Origin of the sequence: Nonomuraea glycinis (genome assembly GCF_014646515.1) — a bacterium.
Classification (GTDB): Bacteria; Actinomycetota; Actinomycetes; order Streptosporangiales; family Streptosporangiaceae; genus Nonomuraea; species Nonomuraea glycinis.
Map to the genome: position 1 here is coordinate 351,509 of NZ_BMNK01000005.1, position 14,694 is coordinate 366,202.

At 71.8% G+C, this 14,694-nt stretch carries 14 protein-coding genes; 8 read left to right on the forward strand and 6 right to left on the reverse strand.

What is annotated here, in order from left to right; genetic code table 11:
- Positions 1-15: 15 nt before the first annotated feature.
- From IEY87_RS17525 to IEY87_RS17540, 4 genes are all read left to right on the forward strand, one after another.
- The gene (locus tag IEY87_RS17525) at positions 16-534 is read left to right on the forward strand and encodes a DoxX family protein (protein WP_189139727.1); all 519 of its coding nucleotides are present in this window, start codon (positions 16-18) and stop codon (positions 532-534) included.
- 85 nt (positions 535-619) lie between these two features.
- Complete coding sequence (pta, locus tag IEY87_RS17530) at positions 620-2,662, forward strand: phosphate acetyltransferase (RefSeq protein WP_189139728.1); 2,043 nt, start codon at positions 620-622, stop codon at positions 2,660-2,662.
- Positions 2,663-2,729: 67 nt separating this feature from the next.
- Positions 2,730-3,023, forward strand: a complete 294-nt coding sequence (locus tag IEY87_RS17535) for a hypothetical protein (protein WP_189139729.1) — start codon at positions 2,730-2,732, stop codon at positions 3,021-3,023.
- Positions 3,023-3,886 carry a class I SAM-dependent methyltransferase gene (locus IEY87_RS17540; protein ID WP_189139730.1) on the forward strand — a complete coding sequence of 288 codons (864 nt, stop codon included), beginning with the start codon at positions 3,023-3,025 and terminating at the stop codon, positions 3,884-3,886. Before IEY87_RS17535 ends, IEY87_RS17540 begins: the two co-directional genes overlap by 1 nt.
- A gap of 45 nt (positions 3,887-3,931) precedes the next feature.
- Here the strand turns inward: IEY87_RS17540 and IEY87_RS17545 are convergent, their stop codons facing one another.
- The 5 genes from IEY87_RS17545 to metX form a co-directional block, all read right to left on the reverse strand.
- Entirely contained in the window at positions 3,932-4,948 is a 1,017-nt protein-coding gene (locus IEY87_RS17545; protein WP_189139731.1) for an LLM class flavin-dependent oxidoreductase, read from the reverse strand.
- A gap of 79 nt (positions 4,949-5,027) precedes the next feature.
- A complete protein-coding gene (locus tag IEY87_RS17550) occupies positions 5,028-6,743 on the reverse strand; it encodes an FAD/NAD(P)-binding protein (protein ID WP_189139732.1) in 1,716 nt (571 codons plus the stop codon).
- 156 nt (positions 6,744-6,899) lie between these two features.
- Positions 6,900-7,382, reverse strand: a complete 483-nt coding sequence (locus IEY87_RS17555) for a CoA-binding protein (protein ID WP_189139733.1) — start codon at positions 7,380-7,382, stop codon at positions 6,900-6,902.
- Complete coding sequence (locus IEY87_RS17560) at positions 7,379-8,716, reverse strand: O-acetylhomoserine aminocarboxypropyltransferase/cysteine synthase family protein (protein WP_189139734.1); 1,338 nt, start codon at positions 8,714-8,716, stop codon at positions 7,379-7,381. The genes IEY87_RS17555 and IEY87_RS17560 overlap by 4 nt, the downstream gene beginning before the upstream one ends.
- Positions 8,717-8,735: 19 nt before the next feature.
- Complete coding sequence (gene metX, locus IEY87_RS17565; RefSeq protein ID WP_189139735.1) at positions 8,736-9,947, reverse strand: homoserine O-acetyltransferase MetX; 1,212 nt, start codon at positions 9,945-9,947, stop codon at positions 8,736-8,738.
- A 73-nt stretch (positions 9,948-10,020) separates the two neighbouring features.
- Between metX and IEY87_RS17570 the strand changes: the two genes are divergently transcribed.
- The 4 genes from IEY87_RS17570 to IEY87_RS17585 all read left to right on the forward strand — a co-directional run bounded on the left by IEY87_RS17570 (position 10,021) and on the right by IEY87_RS17585 (position 13,508).
- The gene (locus IEY87_RS17570; RefSeq protein WP_189139736.1) at positions 10,021-10,569 is read left to right on the forward strand and encodes an OsmC family protein; all 549 of its coding nucleotides are present in this window, start codon (positions 10,021-10,023) and stop codon (positions 10,567-10,569) included.
- Between the two features lie 38 nt (positions 10,570-10,607).
- Positions 10,608-11,828 (forward strand): NAD(P)-binding domain-containing protein, encoded by a 1,221-nt coding sequence (locus IEY87_RS17575; RefSeq protein WP_229699353.1) that lies wholly within the window; start codon positions 10,608-10,610, stop codon positions 11,826-11,828.
- A gap of 153 nt (positions 11,829-11,981) precedes the next feature.
- Positions 11,982-12,785, forward strand: coding sequence for an N-acyl homoserine lactonase family protein (locus tag IEY87_RS17580; protein ID WP_189139737.1), 804 nt, complete (start codon positions 11,982-11,984; stop codon positions 12,783-12,785).
- A gap of 9 nt (positions 12,786-12,794) precedes the next feature.
- The gene (locus IEY87_RS17585; RefSeq protein WP_189139738.1) at positions 12,795-13,508 is read left to right on the forward strand and encodes a GntR family transcriptional regulator; all 714 of its coding nucleotides are present in this window, start codon (positions 12,795-12,797) and stop codon (positions 13,506-13,508) included.
- 151 nt (positions 13,509-13,659) lie between these two features.
- On the opposite strand, the gene IEY87_RS17590 is transcribed toward IEY87_RS17585, so the two are convergent.
- Complete coding sequence (locus tag IEY87_RS17590; protein ID WP_189139739.1) at positions 13,660-14,667, reverse strand: aldo/keto reductase; 1,008 nt, start codon at positions 14,665-14,667, stop codon at positions 13,660-13,662.
- Positions 14,668-14,694 lie beyond the last annotated feature (27 nt).

Below are 14,694 nucleotides of genomic sequence, written 5' to 3' on the forward strand. Positions count from 1 at the left end.
CCCCGGAGGAACGTCATGACAACCACGCACTCGAAGACCGTCGCCACCACCACCAGCGCCCGCGGTCCTGTCGACTACGTCTGGGCCGTCGCCCGGATCTCCCTCGGCTGGGTCTTCCTGTGGGCGTTCCTCGACAAGTCCTTCGGCTGGGGCTTCGCCACCCCGGCCGAGCGCGCCTGGATCGCCGGCGGCAGCCCCACCACCGGCTTCCTCAAGGGCACCGGCGAGAACGCGCTCGGCGGCTTCTTCTCGAGCCTGGCCGGGCAGGCGTGGGTGGACTGGCTGTTCATGGCCGGCCTGCTGGGCATCGGCGCCGCGCTGATCCTGGGCGTGGGGCTGCGGATCGCCGCCGTGGCCGGCACCGCGATGCTGCTCATGATGTGGGCGGCCGAGCTGCCCCTGGCCAACAACCCGTTCATGGACGACCACATCATTTACGCGATCGTCCTCATCGGTCTTGCCCTCGTCAGTGCTGGAAGGACGTTGGGGCTCGGCAACCTGCCCGTCGTTCAGCGCACCCCGTGGCTCCGATAGACATTCCGGCTACGAAGCCCACCCCGCCGGTCAGGGGGTGGGCTTCTCGGCCTTTCTCAGGAAGAGGCCGATGATAATGAGGGACATGACTCGTGCGGTGTACGTCGCGGCGGGCGAGGCGGGGAGCAACAAGGGGACCGTCGCCCTGGGCATGGTGGAGCTGCTGTCCCGGCAGGTGGAGACCGTGGGCGTGTTCCGCCCGGTGGTGCGGGCGGGCCGTGAGGACGCCCTGATCAACACCGTCCGGAGCAGGTTCCAGCTCGCGCTGCCGTACGCGGACTGCGCGGGCGTCACCTACGACGAGGTGCACGCCGACGCCGAACGGGCGGCGGGCGACGTCGTGGCCCGTTATCGCGCGCTGGCCCGGCGGTGCGACGCGGTGGTGGTGGTCGGCACCGACTACACCGACGTGGGAGCGCCGACCGAGCTCGGGTTCAACGCCAGGCTGGCCGCGGACCTGGGCACACCCGTGATCAACGTGGTGAGCGGGAAGGACAGGACGGCCTCGCGGATCGCCGCGGCGGTCGAGCTGTCGTCCAGGGAGCTGGCGCACCATCACGCCCATGAGCTCGCCGTCGTGGTCACCCGGGCGGCCGCCGGGCCGCTCGCGATCACCCATCCGACACCGCTGTTCGTGCTGCCGGAGACCCCCTCGCTGCGCGCCCCGACCGTCGCGGACCTGCTCGACGCGTGTGACGGCCGATTCTTCCTGGGGCAGCGTGAGGGGCTCGGCCGCGAGGTGAGCGCACTGATGGTGGGCGCGATGTCGCTGCCCGGCATCCTCGACCGCTACACCGAGGGCGCTGCGGTGATCATTCCTTGTGATCGGGCCGCCGCGCTCCTGCCCGGCCTGATCGCGGCGCACGTCTCGCCGGGCTTCCCCGCCCTGTCGGCGGTGGTGGTGACCGGCGGCACGGACCTGCCGGCCCCGGTCGACCGGCTGCTGCGCGGCATGGCGATCCCGCTGCCGGTGATCGCCACCGACCACGACACCTTCGACACCGCGACCCGGCTGTCGGTGGTGGAGGGCCGCTTCACGCCCGAGGCCGGCGGGAAGATCGACACGGCGTTGCGGCTGGTCGCCGAGCATGTCGACGGCGGGTTGCTGCTCGACCGGCTGGCCATCGCCAAGACCGACGTCGTCACCCCGCTGATGTTCGAGTACGAGCTGCTGGACCGGGCGCGCTCCCGGCGCAGGCACATCGTGCTGCCCGAGGGCGAGGAGCCGCGCATCCTGCGCGCGGCCGACATCCTGCTGCGTCGTGGCGTGGCCGAGCTCACGCTGCTCGGCGACGAGGAACGGATCAGGGCGCAGGCCGCCCAGCTCGGCCTCGACCTGGCCGGGGCCAAGGTGCTGAGCCCGTTCGACGCGGAGCTGCGCGAGCGGTTCGCCCGCGAGTACGCCCAGGTACGGGCGCACCGGGGGATGACCGTCGAGCTGGCCCGCGACACCGTCACCGACGTCTCCTACTTCGGCACGCTGATGGTGCACACCGGCATGGCCGACGGCATGGTGTCGGGCGCGGCGCACACCACCGCGCACACGATCAGGCCGGCGTTCGAGATCCTCCGGCTGGGCCTGGTCTCCAGCGTGTTCTTCATGTGCCTGGCCGATCGGGTGCTGGTGTACGGCGACTGCGCGGTCAACCCCGATCCGACCGCCGGGCAACTCGCCGACATCGCCATCGCCTCGGCCCGCACGGCGGCGCGGTTCGGCGTCGAACCCCTGATCGCCATGCTGTCGTACTCGACGGGCGCCTCCGGCGCCGGCGCCGAGGTCGACAAGGTCCGCACCGCCACCGAGCTGGTTCGCGAGCGCCGTCCCGACCTCCAGGTGGAAGGGCCGATCCAGTACGACGCCGCGGTCGACCCCGCGGTGGCGCTGGCCAAGATGCCCGGTAGCCGGGTGGCCGGACGCGCCACGGTCTTCGTGGTACCCGACCTCAACACCGGCAACAACCTCTACAAGGCCGTCCAGCGCAGTGCCGGCGCCGTCGCGGTGGGACCGGTGCTGCAGGGGCTGGGCAAGCCGGTCAACGACCTGTCGCGTGGCGCCACCGTCGCCGACATCGTCACCACCGTCGCCGTCACGGCCGCGCAGGTGCGCGACGACCCGCGTCCGGCTTGACAGCCACCCCCTTGGTGTAGTGCTCTATTGGATAGAGTTTTGCTCTATCTAATAAGGGGTGGGTGCGATGCCGTACGGAGTGCTCCAGGAGATGCCCGATGTCAGCGAGGAGGAGTACCGGCAGGTGGAGAAGCACCTGGGCCCGGATCGTCCGCCCGGTCTGCTCGCCCACGTCGCCGGCCCGGTCGAGGGTGGCTGGCGGATCATCAACATCTGGGAGAGCGAGGAGGCCTTCCGCCGGTTCCAGTCGGAGCGGCTGATCCGCGCGGCCGGTCTGGCCGCCCAGGACGCGGCCTTCGATCCCGGCAAGGCCGCAGCGTTCAGTTCGGTGACCGTCGAGGGCACCGAGATGCCGTTCTGATGCCCGGCACCGACGCCCTGCGGGCCCGCAACCACGCCTTCTGGGCACAGGCCGCACCCGGGTGGATCCGTCATGCCGACCGGCAGGACGAGGCCGGCCGGCCCTTGGGCGCGGCGGCGATGGACTGGCTGCGGCCGGAGCCCGGCGAGCGGATCCTCGACGTGGGCTGCGGCTGTGGCGGCACCACGGCCGAGCTCGCGGCGGCGGCCGGGCCGGGCGGTGCGGCGGTCGGGGTGGATCTGGCCGAGTCGATGGTGGCCGCCGCCCGGCGGCGGTTCCCGCGCGATCGTCACCCCGGCCTGCGGTTCGTCACGGCGGACATCGAGACGGTCGAGGCCGTGCCGGGTGCGCCGTTCGACGCGGTGTTCTCCCGTATGGCGCTGATGCTGGCGGCCGATCCGGTGGCGGGGTGCGCGACGATCCGGCGTTCGCTACGCCCGGGAGGCCGCCTGGCCGCGACCGTGTTCCGTGCCGGGAGCGCCAACCCGTGGCTGTTCGCGGTCATGCTCGGCGTCGCGCCCCATGTCGGGCCGCTGCCGCCGCTGCCGATGGGCGACGAGCCGGGGCCGTTCGCCTTCGCCGACCCGGGCAGGGTGCGGCGCGTCCTGACCGCCGGCGGTTTCGCCGACGTGACGGTCCGGCCGTACGACGTCATTCTGGAGGCCCCGGACGAACGCGAGCCGGTGGCCGAGTGGCTCATCGAGATGGGCCCGGCCGGCGCGGCCTACCGCGCCGCCGCGACCTCAAGCCAGGAGGCGGCTCGCGCGGCGGCCGCCCGGCTGCTCGAACGGTTCCGCGAGCCCGGTGTCGGCTACCGGCTCCCCGCCGGGATCTGGCTGGTCACCGCGGTGACCGCACCATGATCGAGCAGGCGCCGGGCCACGGGCTCGGCGCACCCCGCGGACCCGTCAGGCCGGGCGCCAGCCGAGCTCCGGACCGAGTCCGGTGGCGATGTCGGTGAGGATCTGCACATAGTCCTCGTGCTCGAAACTGAACGGCAGCGCGAACGCGACCTCGGTGACCTCCCGGAAGGCGGCATGGGCGTGCAGCCGGGCGGCGATCTCGGCGGAGCCGCCGACGAGATCGGGCGCGAACATCAGCCGCATCGGCCCCTGCGGCGAAGAGGTCCTGGGCAGGCGCTTGGCCGCGTACTCCGCGTACTTGGCCCGCTGCTCGGGTGTGGCCGAGTCCGTGGGGATGACCACCAGGCCTTGCGAGACGCGGGCCCGGTCGCCGTCGGGGTGGTGCGCGCGGAACTCCCGGATGTGGGAGAGCTGGATGTCGGCGAAATCCTCGGACTCCTCCGCCTTCACGACGCTGCTGGTCAGGAAGTTCATGCCGTGTTCGCCCGCCCACCGGGCCGAGCTCAGGCTGCCGCCGCCGTACCACATGCGGCCGCCGAGGCCGGGGGAGTGGGGCTGGACCCGGTCGGAGAAGACCTCGAAACCCTCGACCCCGCTGAAGTCGGTGGCCGTCTCACCGCGGACGAAGTCCAGCAGCCGCCGCACGCGTTCGTAGCCGAAGTCCTCGACCTTGGCGGTGTCCGGGTAGAGCGCGTTCTTGACCTGGTCGTAGTGCATCGGGGGGCCGACGCTGACGCCCGGGTTGAGGCGGCCCCCGGACAGGATGTCCACCGTGGCCAGGTCTTCGGCCAGCCGCAGCGGATTCTCCCAGCCCAGGGGGATGACCGCGGTGCCCAGCTCGATGCGGCTGGTGCGCTGGGAGGCCGCCGCCAGCACGGCGACCGGGGAGGAGATGCCGTACTGCAGGTGCCGGTGCCGCACCCACGCGCTGTCGAAACCTAGTCGCTCGCCCAGCTCGATGATGTCGAGCGTCGTCTCATGACCCCGGCGCGGGTCGGCCTCGTCGAACAGCCCGATCGTCAAGAAGCCCAGCTTTCGCAGCGGCTGCGAGGGCACCGGCATATGCGTTCCTCCTTGGGTCATCACATCACTCATCGCGCAACAGCGCACAGCGGCCGCCCCCATTCCCGGCGGCCGTCGCTCATGCCGCCGCGTGCAGCCGGGATCCGGCGGCCTGGGCGAGCACTGTCCGCGCCAGGGCGTCGGCCTCCCGCAGCAGTGGCGCGGCGCCACCGGGACCGTCGAAGCCGGCGAGGCCGCCGACGGTCCAGGAGCCCAGGGCGAACCGGCGGTCGTGCACGGCGCCGGTCCGGGTGACCAGCCGGCGGTCCGGGAGACACACCTCCAGCAGGCCCGACACCTCCCGGCAGGCCCCCTGGGCGAACAACCCGGCGATCAGCGGATCGGTGCTCCGGCCCGCGCCCGGCGCGGGCCCGCGTGCCTCGATGAGCGTCCGCGCCGTCGTCGAGCCGGGGACGGTGGGGCTGGTCGCCCGCCACGCGCCGGCCGCCTCGTCCGGCACGACGCGCGGCTCGGCGCCGAGGAAGGTGACGACGCCCGCCTGGGCCAGGGCGCGCAGCTCGGCCTGGCGGGCGAGGGACGGACCGTCGGCGACCGGGCCGAGCAGCCCCTGGAACCAGGGGTCGGCCGCCACCTCCGTCGCCAGGACGGCCCGGGCGGCGAGCAGCCCGTGGATCATCATCAGGTCGGCGCTGAAGGCGGGATCGGCGCGCCGCGCAAGATCGGTCCCGAGACAGCCGTGCATCCACCGCTGCAGACCGGCGAGGTCGCCGAAGCGCATGCCGTGCAGCGGGCGCTCCAGCCGGTCGAGCCGCAGCCGGTCCGCGAAGCGCGGCACGGACTTGGTGATCAGGGCCCGGATCTCCTTGCCGCCCCACTCCGCCCGGGTCAAGGTGGCTTCGAACGCGTCCCAGGAGGTCCGGGTGCGCGCCGGGTGCCGGACGAACAGCTCGTGGTAGTAGGCGTACGCGAGCTCTTTGGCCACCGCCTGCCGCAGCTCTCCCGCCGAGGTCGCGGCGGTCAGGAACCGTGGCGGATCGGGCGGCGGGCCCGCCGCCCGGTAGCCGGGCCGGGCGTGGTGGGGCACCCCGCGCCGCGATCCGACGTACAGCAGGGGCTCGGCACCGCTCGGCAGATAGACCGGCTCGCCCTGACGCCCTTCGGCGAACCGCCCGCCGCGCCCGACGGTGAGCAGCGCGGCCAGGTCGCAGAGCGCCCGCCCGGTCCCGCGCACCAGCACCGGCTCGCCCGCGCGAACGCCTTCCAGATCCAGCTCTGCGGTACGGCCACCGGGCAGGTACACCAGACCGTGCCGGGCGGCGAAGACGACGTCGGCCGTCTCCGCCCCGGCGGGCGGCACGTCGGGACGCCCGTGTGCCAGCACCACAGCATGGGCTTCCAGGTGTTCTCCGGTGGACAGCGCCACCCGCTGCGTCCCCGCCGACTCGGTGAGGCCGACCGCGGTGGCCCGGTGCGCGTGGATCCGGACGCTCGCCGGCGCGCCGCGCACCACCCGCTCGAACGCGTCCCCCAGATACCGGCCCACCTCGATCCTCGATGCGGAGTATCCCGGCTCACGGCCGAGCCAGTCCGCCAGCGACGGTCCCGGTACGGCCCCCGCGACGTCCGTGAAGACCGTGAGGTCGCCCGCCGCGGAGTCGGCCCGGGGCGCCAGGGACCGGTCGATCCGCCATGAGCGCCCGGCGCCCGGCGGGTGGGGGTCCACCACGTGCACGTCCAGCACCCGGCCCTGGGGCGAGCGGGGAGCGTTGCCGCAGATCCGCTCCAGCAGGCACGTCCCGGTCGGGCCTGCGCCGATCACCACGACGGCGGTCATGGGCGACCTCCCTGCGGAACGGCCGCGCCGGGGACCGACCCGCTCATGGAGCATCGCCAACCGCCCGGCCGCCTGACATCCCGCGTTTAGGCGACATTACCTACAGGATATACATGAAATCTACGGCGAGGTAGGGAAATCGCTCGGACAGGGTGACTACTGGAGCCCGGCGCGGACCGACGTGATGCGGTGGGTGTTGAAGCCCAGCCAGTGCATCCGGCCCACGTAGCGCGCGTGCTCGACCTTGAGACAGCGGTCCATGATCACGGTCGCGCCGCCGTCCTCGGCGATGCGGGCGCCCTCCTCGTTGATCACGCCGAACTGGCACCAGAGGGCCCCGGCGTGGATCGCCACGGCCTCCCGCGCGATGGCCGGCAGCGCGTCCGGCGCGCGGAAGACGTTCACCAGATCCACCGGCACGGGCACGTCGAGCAGGCTCGGGTAGCTGGTCTCGCCCAGGATCTCCGGCTCGCGAGGGTTGACCGGGATCACCCGGTAGCCGTGCCGCTTGAGGTAGTAGCCGACGAAGTAGCTGGCCCGCAGCTCGTTGTTCGACAGGCCCACGATCGCGATCGTCTTGGTGGAGTGGAGCACGCGCTGGATCGTCAGCGGGTCCTGGTAGCGCCTGAGCTCGGTCATCCCGTCTCCTCCTTCTTGGCGATCGCCGCGGCGACGTGGGCGAACCCCTGCTCCAGGTCCCAGATCAGGTCCCCGACGGACTCGGTGCCGACCGACAGCCGCACCGTCCCCGGCCCGACGCCGGCCGCCCGCAGTTCGTCGTCGCTCAGCTGGCGGTGGGTCGTGCTGGCGGGGTGGATGACCAGGCTCTTGGCGTCGCCGACGTTCGCCAGGTGGGACCAGAGCGTCAGGCCGCCGATGAGGCTCTGCCCGCCGCGCCGGCCGCCGGCGCAGTCGAAGGAGAACACGGCGCCCGCGCCACGCGGCAGGTATTTCTCCACCAGCGGACGGTATCTGCTCCCCGGCAGGCCCGGATAGTTCACGTTGGCGGCCAGGTCGTGCGACTGGAGGAACGTCGCGACCGTCAGCGCCGTCTCGACGTGCCGCTCCATCCGCAGCGACAGCGTCTCGAGCCCCTGCAGGAACAGGAAGGCGTTGAACGGCGAGAGCGCCCCGCCCAGGTCGCGCAGGGTCTCGGCGCGCAGCTTCATGAGGTAGCCGTACTCGCCGAACGTCTCGTGGAAGCGCAGCCCGTGGTAGGCCGGCGACGGATCCGCGACCACCGGGAAGCGCCCGTTGGACCAGTCGAAGGTGCCGGCCTCGACGACGACGCCGCCGATGCTCGTCCCGTGGCCGCCGATGAACTTGGTCGCCGAGTGGGTCACGATGTCGGCGCCCCATTCGATCGGGCGGCACAGGTAAGGCGTCGCGAAGGTGTTGTCCACGATCAGCGGCAGCTCGTGCTCGTGCGCGACGGCCGCCACCGTCTCGATGTCCAGCACGTTCCCGGCGGGGTTGCCGATCGTCTCCGCGAAGAACGCTTTCGTGTTCGCCCGTACGGCCTGGCGCCACGCGTCCGGATCGTCGGGGTCGACCCAGGTGAGCTCGACGTTCATCTTGCGCAGCAGGTGCTTGAGCTGGTTAACCGTCCCGCCGTAGAGCGCCGAGGACGAGACCACGTGGTCGCCCGGCTGCAGCAGCGTGAACAGCGCGGCCGCCTGGGCGGCGATCCCGCTGGAGAACGCGACCGCGCCGCTGCCGCCTTCGAGGTTGGCCACCCGCTCCTCGAACACCGCGACGGTCGGGTTCATGATGCGCGAGTAGGTGTTGCCGTACTCCTGCAGGTTGAAGTAGGCCGACGCGGATTCCGGATCTTCGAAGACGTAGCTGGTGGTCTGGAAGATCGGCACGGCACGGGCGCCCGTGTTCGGGTCGGGCCGCTGCCCGGCGTGCAGTTGCCGGGTCTCGAAGCCGAACTCGTGGTCCTGCTCGGCACGGGGGAACTGGTCGGTCACGAAGGCCTCTTCCTCGGCGTCACCCGGCCCGGCCCTGGGCCAGGAACCGGCGGATGATGGGCGTCTGTCGCGCTTCCTCCAGCAGGAAGCAGTCGTGGCCGTACGGCGCCTCGATCACCTGGAAGTCGACCGGTTTGCCGAGCGCGCGCAGCGCCTGCTCGATCTCCTGCGACGCCGAGGGCGGATAGAGCCAGTCGGAGCTGAAGGCGATGAGCAGCGTCCGCGCGGCGACGCCGTCGAGCGCCCGCGCGAGCGATCCGCCGCCATGCCGGCGCGCGAGGTCGAAGTACGTCAGCGCGCGCGAGGTGTAGAGGTAGGTGTTGGCGTCGAAGCGCTTGACGAACGAGCCGGCCTGGTGGCGCAGGTAGCTCTCCACCTCGAACTCCGGCTCGGTGATCGTGTAGCGGAGGTCGTCGCCGGACTGCAGCCGCCGGCCGAACTTGTCGTCGAGCGCGGGCGCGGACAGATAGGTGATGTGGCCGACCATCCGCGCCACGCCCATGCCGCCGTCGGGCGCCCGGCCCGTGCCGTAGTAGTGGCCGCCCTGCCAGGCCGGGTCGCCCATGATCGAGTCCCGCGCGATCGCGTTCCAGGCCACGCCCTGCGGGTGGAGGGCGTGCGTGCTGGCGATCGCCACGACGGCGTCGACCTGGTCGGGGAACAGGACCGCCCATTCGAGCGCCTGCATCCCGCCGAGCGAACCCCCGGCGACCGCCGCGAGCCGTTCGATGCCGAGGACGTCCAGGAACGCGCGCTGGGTGCGGACCATGTCCGAAACCGTGATCACGGGGAAGTCCGAGCCGTACGGCCTGCCCGTCGCCGGGTCGATCGACGACGGCCCCGTCGTGCCACGGCAGCCGCCGAGCAGGTTCGTGCAGATGACGAAGAAGTGGTCGGTGTCGAACGCCTTGCCGGGGCCGATCATCCCGTCCCACCAGCCGAGGCCCTTGCCGCCCGCGCTGTCGCGATCCTCGGCGCCGAACCCGTCCCGCGTGCTCGCCGCGGGCGGCGCCTCGGCCAGGCCGGCGGCGTGGGCGTCGCCGCTGAGCGCGTGGCCCACCAGGATGACGTTGTCGCGAGCGGGGGAGAGGGTGCCGTAGGTCTCGTAGGCCACCCGGACGGGGTGCAGCTCCCGGCCGCAGTCGAGGTGGAGCGGCTCCGGCAGGTCGAGGTATCGGGTTTCCACCGTGCCGACCGTGCCGGCCGCGAGCGTCCTGGCTGGTTGCGACATGAGGGCTATGGTAGCCGCCACGCAGGGTGTATGGTCAAATACCTACCGGGATTGTGGGAAGAAAGGGTGGGACATGACGACGGTCGCCAACGGAGTGAACGTACAGGCGCTGCTGGACGCGCGTGAGGTGCTGAAGGGCGCGCCCGAGGCCGCGCAGTTCGTCTGGCGGGCATCCTCCAAATGGCAGAACGGCGTCCACAGCACCTCCACGGTCAAGGAGTTCTACGGTCTCGGGGCGGAGCAGACCCACCGGAACGAAGCGGTGTTCGACGCCGACCACCCCGAGGTCTTCGCGGCCGAGGACAACGGCATCACCCCGATCGAGTATCTCCTCGTCGGCCTGGCGAGCTGCCTGACGGCCGGCGTGGCCTCCGTCGCGCAGAACCGCGGCATCCAGCTGCGCTCGGTCGAGGCGACCCTCGAAGGCAAGCACGACATCCGCGGCATCCTCGGCGTCGACGCCGACGTCCGCAACGGCTTCACCGACATCAAGGTGACGTTCAACATCGACGCGGACGCCTCCAAGCAGGACATCGAGGCTCTGGTGGCTCAGTCCCAGAAGCGCTCGGCCGTGTTCGACGCCCTCACGAACCCGACGGACGTCACCGTCGAAGTCGCCTGAGAGGCCGAGTCATCATCGAGCGCGTCACCACGGTCGTCATCGGCGCGGGGCACGCCGGCCTCGCGGCGAGCCACTTCCTCAGCGAGCGGTCGCTCGATCACCTCGTGCTCGAGCGCGGCGAGGTGGCGAACTCCTGGCGCCGCGAACGCTGGGACTCCTTCCGCCTGCTCACCCCCAACTGGCAGAGCCGCCTGCCGGGACTTCACTACGAAGGCCCGGACCCCGACGGCTACATGACCATGGGGGAGGTGACCGAGTTCATCGAGCGCTTCGCCAAGCTCTCGCGGGCACCCGTCCGCACCGGCACGAACGTCACGTCGGTACGGCGCACCGACGACGGCTACCACGTGACGACCAGCCAGGGCGAGATCGGCTGCCGGGCGGTGGTCGTCGCGAGCGGCGCCTGCAACCGGCCGGCGGTGCCGCCGCTCAGCGAGGCGGTGCCGCCGGACGTCGAGCAGCTGACGCCGTTCGACTACCGCGAACCCGGGCAGCTCCCCGACGGCGGCGTGCTCGTCGTGGGAGCGTCGGCGACCGGCGTGCAACTGGCCGCCGAGCTGCGCAGATCGGGCCGGCCGGTGATCCTCTCGGTGGGGGAGCACGTGCGGCTGCCGCGCATCTACCGTGGGCGCGACGTGCTGTGGTGGATGGACGCCTCGGGGGTGTGGGACCAGAGGTACGACGAGGTCGACGACCTCACCCGGGCCCGGCGGCTGCCCTCGCCCCAGCTCGTGGGGACGCCCGAGCGCACGACCCTCGACCTCAACGCGCTCACCTCCCTGGGGGTCGAGCTGGTGGGCCGATGGGCGGCCGTGCGCGACGGGCGCGCGCTGTTCTCCGGCGGCCTGCGTAACGTGTTCGCGCTCGCGGACCTCAAGCTGGAGCGCCTGCTGGACGCGTTCGACGAGTGGGCCAGGACGCGCGGCGTCGACGCCGAGCTCGGCCCGCCGGAGCGCTTCGCGCCGACCCGGGTGCCCTCATCGGCGCGCCTGCAGCTCGACCTGCGGGGCGGCGAGATCCGCACGATCGTGTGGGCGACGGGCTTCCGGCCCGACTACACCTGGCTCGACGTGCCCGTCGTCGACGAGAAGGGCCGGCTGCGCCACGACGGCGGGGTCGTCGACAGCCCAGGACTGTACGCGCTGGGGCTGCCGGTGCTGCGGCGGCGCAGGTCCACGTTCATCAACGGTATCGAGGACGACGCGCGCGAGGTGATCGGCCACCTCGCGCGGCATGTGGCCGTACGACGCGGAAGTTGATTATTTTGTCCGACAATCGTATGGTCGGACAATATTTCTGCCGTCGTCGGTCGCGCCCTGAGGGTCCGCGCAGCGGCCCGGCGCCGCCGCGCGAGTTCAGGAAGCCACCACGATGATCGAAAACCCGCGCCCGTCCCTGACGGGGGTGCTGTGATGAGCGACGCCACGTACGAGGTGATCGCGCTCCGGTACGGAACCCGGCTCGGGGCGAAGGAGGAGATCTTCCTCAACTACGGCATCTACGGCGAGCCGGACGAGCCGCTCGGGATGGACTATTACTGCTGGGTGGCCCGCAACGCCGAGCGCACGATCATGATCGACACCGGTTTCGGCGTCGTGGGCGGCGCGCGCAGGCGGCGCACCACCCTCCTCTCGCCGGTCGACGCGCTGGCCCGGCTCGGGGTGGACGCCGCGACGGTGCCGCAGGTCGTCATCACACACGCGCACTACGACCACATCGGCAATCTCGCGGCCTTCCCCGCCGCCGAGGTCATCATGGCCCGCCGCGAGTACGAGTTCTGGACCGGTCCGTTCGGCCGGCGGGCGCAGTTCGCCTGGTCCACCGAGGAGTCCGAGACGGCCCACCTGGCGGAGGTGCACGCCCAGGGCCGGATGACGCTGATCGACAAGGCGTACAGTCCGGCGCCGGGGATCGAGGTGATCCCGGTCGGCGGCCACACGCCGGGGCAGGCCATCGTCCTGGTCGCCACCGCGGACGGCCAGGCCGTGCTCGCCTCGGACGCCGCGCACTACTACGAGGAGATCGAGCGGGACCGGCCGTTCGCGTTCGTCGCCGATCTGGAGGCGATGTACCGCGGCTTCGACCTGCTGAAGGAGATCGCCTCCGACCCGGGCCGGCTGATCGTGGCCGGGCATGACCCGGACGTGATGCGGCGCTTCCCCGCGGTGGCGGGCATCGATCCGGGGCTCGCCGTCCGCGTCGGCGCCAAGCCGTAGGCGGGCAGGATGGCGAGCACCGAGAAGGAGCCAGCCGGCGCGCTGAGCGGCATCCGGGTGGGGCGCGTGGCCGCCCCGCTGCGCGAGCAGGTGCTCGACGGGCTGCGGCGCGCCATCCTCGACTTCGACCTCAAGCCGGGAGCGCGGCTCGTCGAACGCGAGTTGATGGAGCAGATCGGCGTCTCCCGCACGACGATCCGTGAAGTGCTCCGCGAGCTCGCCGCCGAAGGTCTGGTGGTGGTGATACCGCAGAAGGGCGCGGTCGTCCACGCGCCGTCTCCGGTGGAGGCGCAGGACCTCTACGCGGTCCGCGCCGCCCTGGAGTCCCTGGCCGTGCGGCGCTTCATCGAGCGCGCCTCCGCGGCGGACGTCGACGCGCTGCGGGCCACGGTCGATGAGATGGAGGCGGTGGCCCTGGGCGAGGGGGACATCCCGGCCCTCCTGCGGGCTAAGGACCGCTTCTACGACGTGCTCCTCGAAGGCGCCGCGAGCCCCACCATCCAGGACATCCTCGGCGGGGTCCAGGCCCGCGTGCGCCTGCTGCGCGCCACCTCGCTGTCCCAGCCGGGACGGCCGGTACGGGTCATCTCGGAGATGCGGGCACTCGTCGCCGCGATCGCGGCCCGCGACGCCGGCGAGGCGACCCGCCTGTGCGTCGCGCACCTGGACAACGCCTCGTCGACCGGCCTCAAGGCCCTGGCGGCCGACAGCGCCGCAAGCTGAGGGCCCTGGCCGGCGCCCCGACACCGAGATCGACACCGAGATCGACACCGAGATCGACACCGAGATCGACACCGAGATCGACACGGAGGAGACGCTCCGCCGAATCTCCTACGCAGCGGCAAGGTCCCCGCACTGTCCGGGCAGAGCGAGCTCAGCCGGCAGCCGTGTCGAGACGGGCGAACTGCTCGTCGGTGAGCTTGGCGTCGAGTGCGGGCAGGGCCGCCTCGTACTGCTGAAGCGTGCGTGGCCCGATCAGCGGCACGATCGTCGGCGAGGTCTGGTGCAGCAGCCACGCGAGGACCAGCGCGTTCGGCGTCATGCCGACCTCGGCGGCCACTTCGGCGGCGGCGGCGAGCCGGGCGTCGGCGTCCGGACCCTGGTACGGTTCCATCGCCCCGTGGCCCCTGCGCTTGTCCGGGTCGTCGTAGATGCCCTTGAGGATCGGGGAGTACGCCACCAGGGTCAGGTCGTCATGGGTCTCCAGGTAGTCCAGCTGCTCGTCGTCCACGATGGAAGCATGCCGGAGGCCGGCACGGCGGCGCAGGTACGAGTGCTGCTGCTGGAGTGCGACCGGCGCCGGCCAGCCATGCTGGGCGCACAACCGGCGGATGCGCTCGAGCCGCCAGGTCCGCACGTTGGACCAGCCGATGTAGCGGGCCTTGCCGGCCTGGACGATGCCGGCGAGCGCCTCCAGTGTCTCCTCCAAAGGCGTGGCTCGGTCGTCGACGTGGACGTAGTACAGGTCGACATGGTCGGTGCCGAGCCGGCGCAGGCTGCCGTCGATCGCCTCCCGCAGGGTCTTCGCCCCGGCCCCGGCGAAGGTTTTGTAGGCGACATCCCAGTTCGGCCGGCCGTCGGCCCAGACCACGTCCAGGTCGCGTACGACGGCGCTGCCCTTGGTCGCCAGGAACACGTCCTCGCGCCGGCCGGTCCGGGTCAGCCAGCGGCCGACCAGTTCCTCGCTCTCGCCGCCGTAACTGCCCCGGCGTTCCCACCAGCAGTAGCAGTCGGCGGTGTCCAGGAAGTTGCCGCCGGCTTCGGCGTACCGGTCCAGGATCGCGAACGCTTCGTCCTCGGGAGTGACGGTACCCATGATCATGCAACCCAGGGCGAGCTGACTGATCTGTTCCCCGGTACGGCCAAGCTGCACGGTCTTCACGTGACTGCGTCCTTTCAGCGGGTGAGT

Coding starts and splice junctions, on each gene's coding strand:
- metX (WP_189139735.1), bottom strand. CDS start 9,947: ATGTCGCAACCAGCCAGGACGCTCGCGGCCGGCACGGTCGGCACGGTG.
- IEY87_RS17525 (WP_189139727.1), top strand. CDS start 16: ATGACAACCACGCACTCGAAGACCGTCGCCACCACCACCAGCGCCCGC.
- IEY87_RS17585 (WP_189139738.1), top strand. CDS start 12,795: ATGGCGAGCACCGAGAAGGAGCCAGCCGGCGCGCTGAGCGGCATCCGG.
- IEY87_RS17535 (WP_189139729.1), top strand. CDS start 2,730: ATGCCGTACGGAGTGCTCCAGGAGATGCCCGATGTCAGCGAGGAGGAG.
- IEY87_RS17580 (WP_189139737.1), top strand. CDS start 11,982: ATGAGCGACGCCACGTACGAGGTGATCGCGCTCCGGTACGGAACCCGG.
- IEY87_RS17555 (WP_189139733.1), bottom strand. CDS start 7,382: ATGACCGAGCTCAGGCGCTACCAGGACCCGCTGACGATCCAGCGCGTG.
- IEY87_RS17570 (WP_189139736.1), top strand. CDS start 10,021: ATGACGACGGTCGCCAACGGAGTGAACGTACAGGCGCTGCTGGACGCG.
- pta (WP_189139728.1), top strand. CDS start 620: ATGACTCGTGCGGTGTACGTCGCGGCGGGCGAGGCGGGGAGCAACAAG.
- IEY87_RS17540 (WP_189139730.1), top strand. CDS start 3,023: ATGCCCGGCACCGACGCCCTGCGGGCCCGCAACCACGCCTTCTGGGCA.
- IEY87_RS17550 (WP_189139732.1), bottom strand. CDS start 6,743: ATGACCGCCGTCGTGGTGATCGGCGCAGGCCCGACCGGGACGTGCCTG.
- IEY87_RS17545 (WP_189139731.1), bottom strand. CDS start 4,948: ATGCCGGTGCCCTCGCAGCCGCTGCGAAAGCTGGGCTTCTTGACGATC.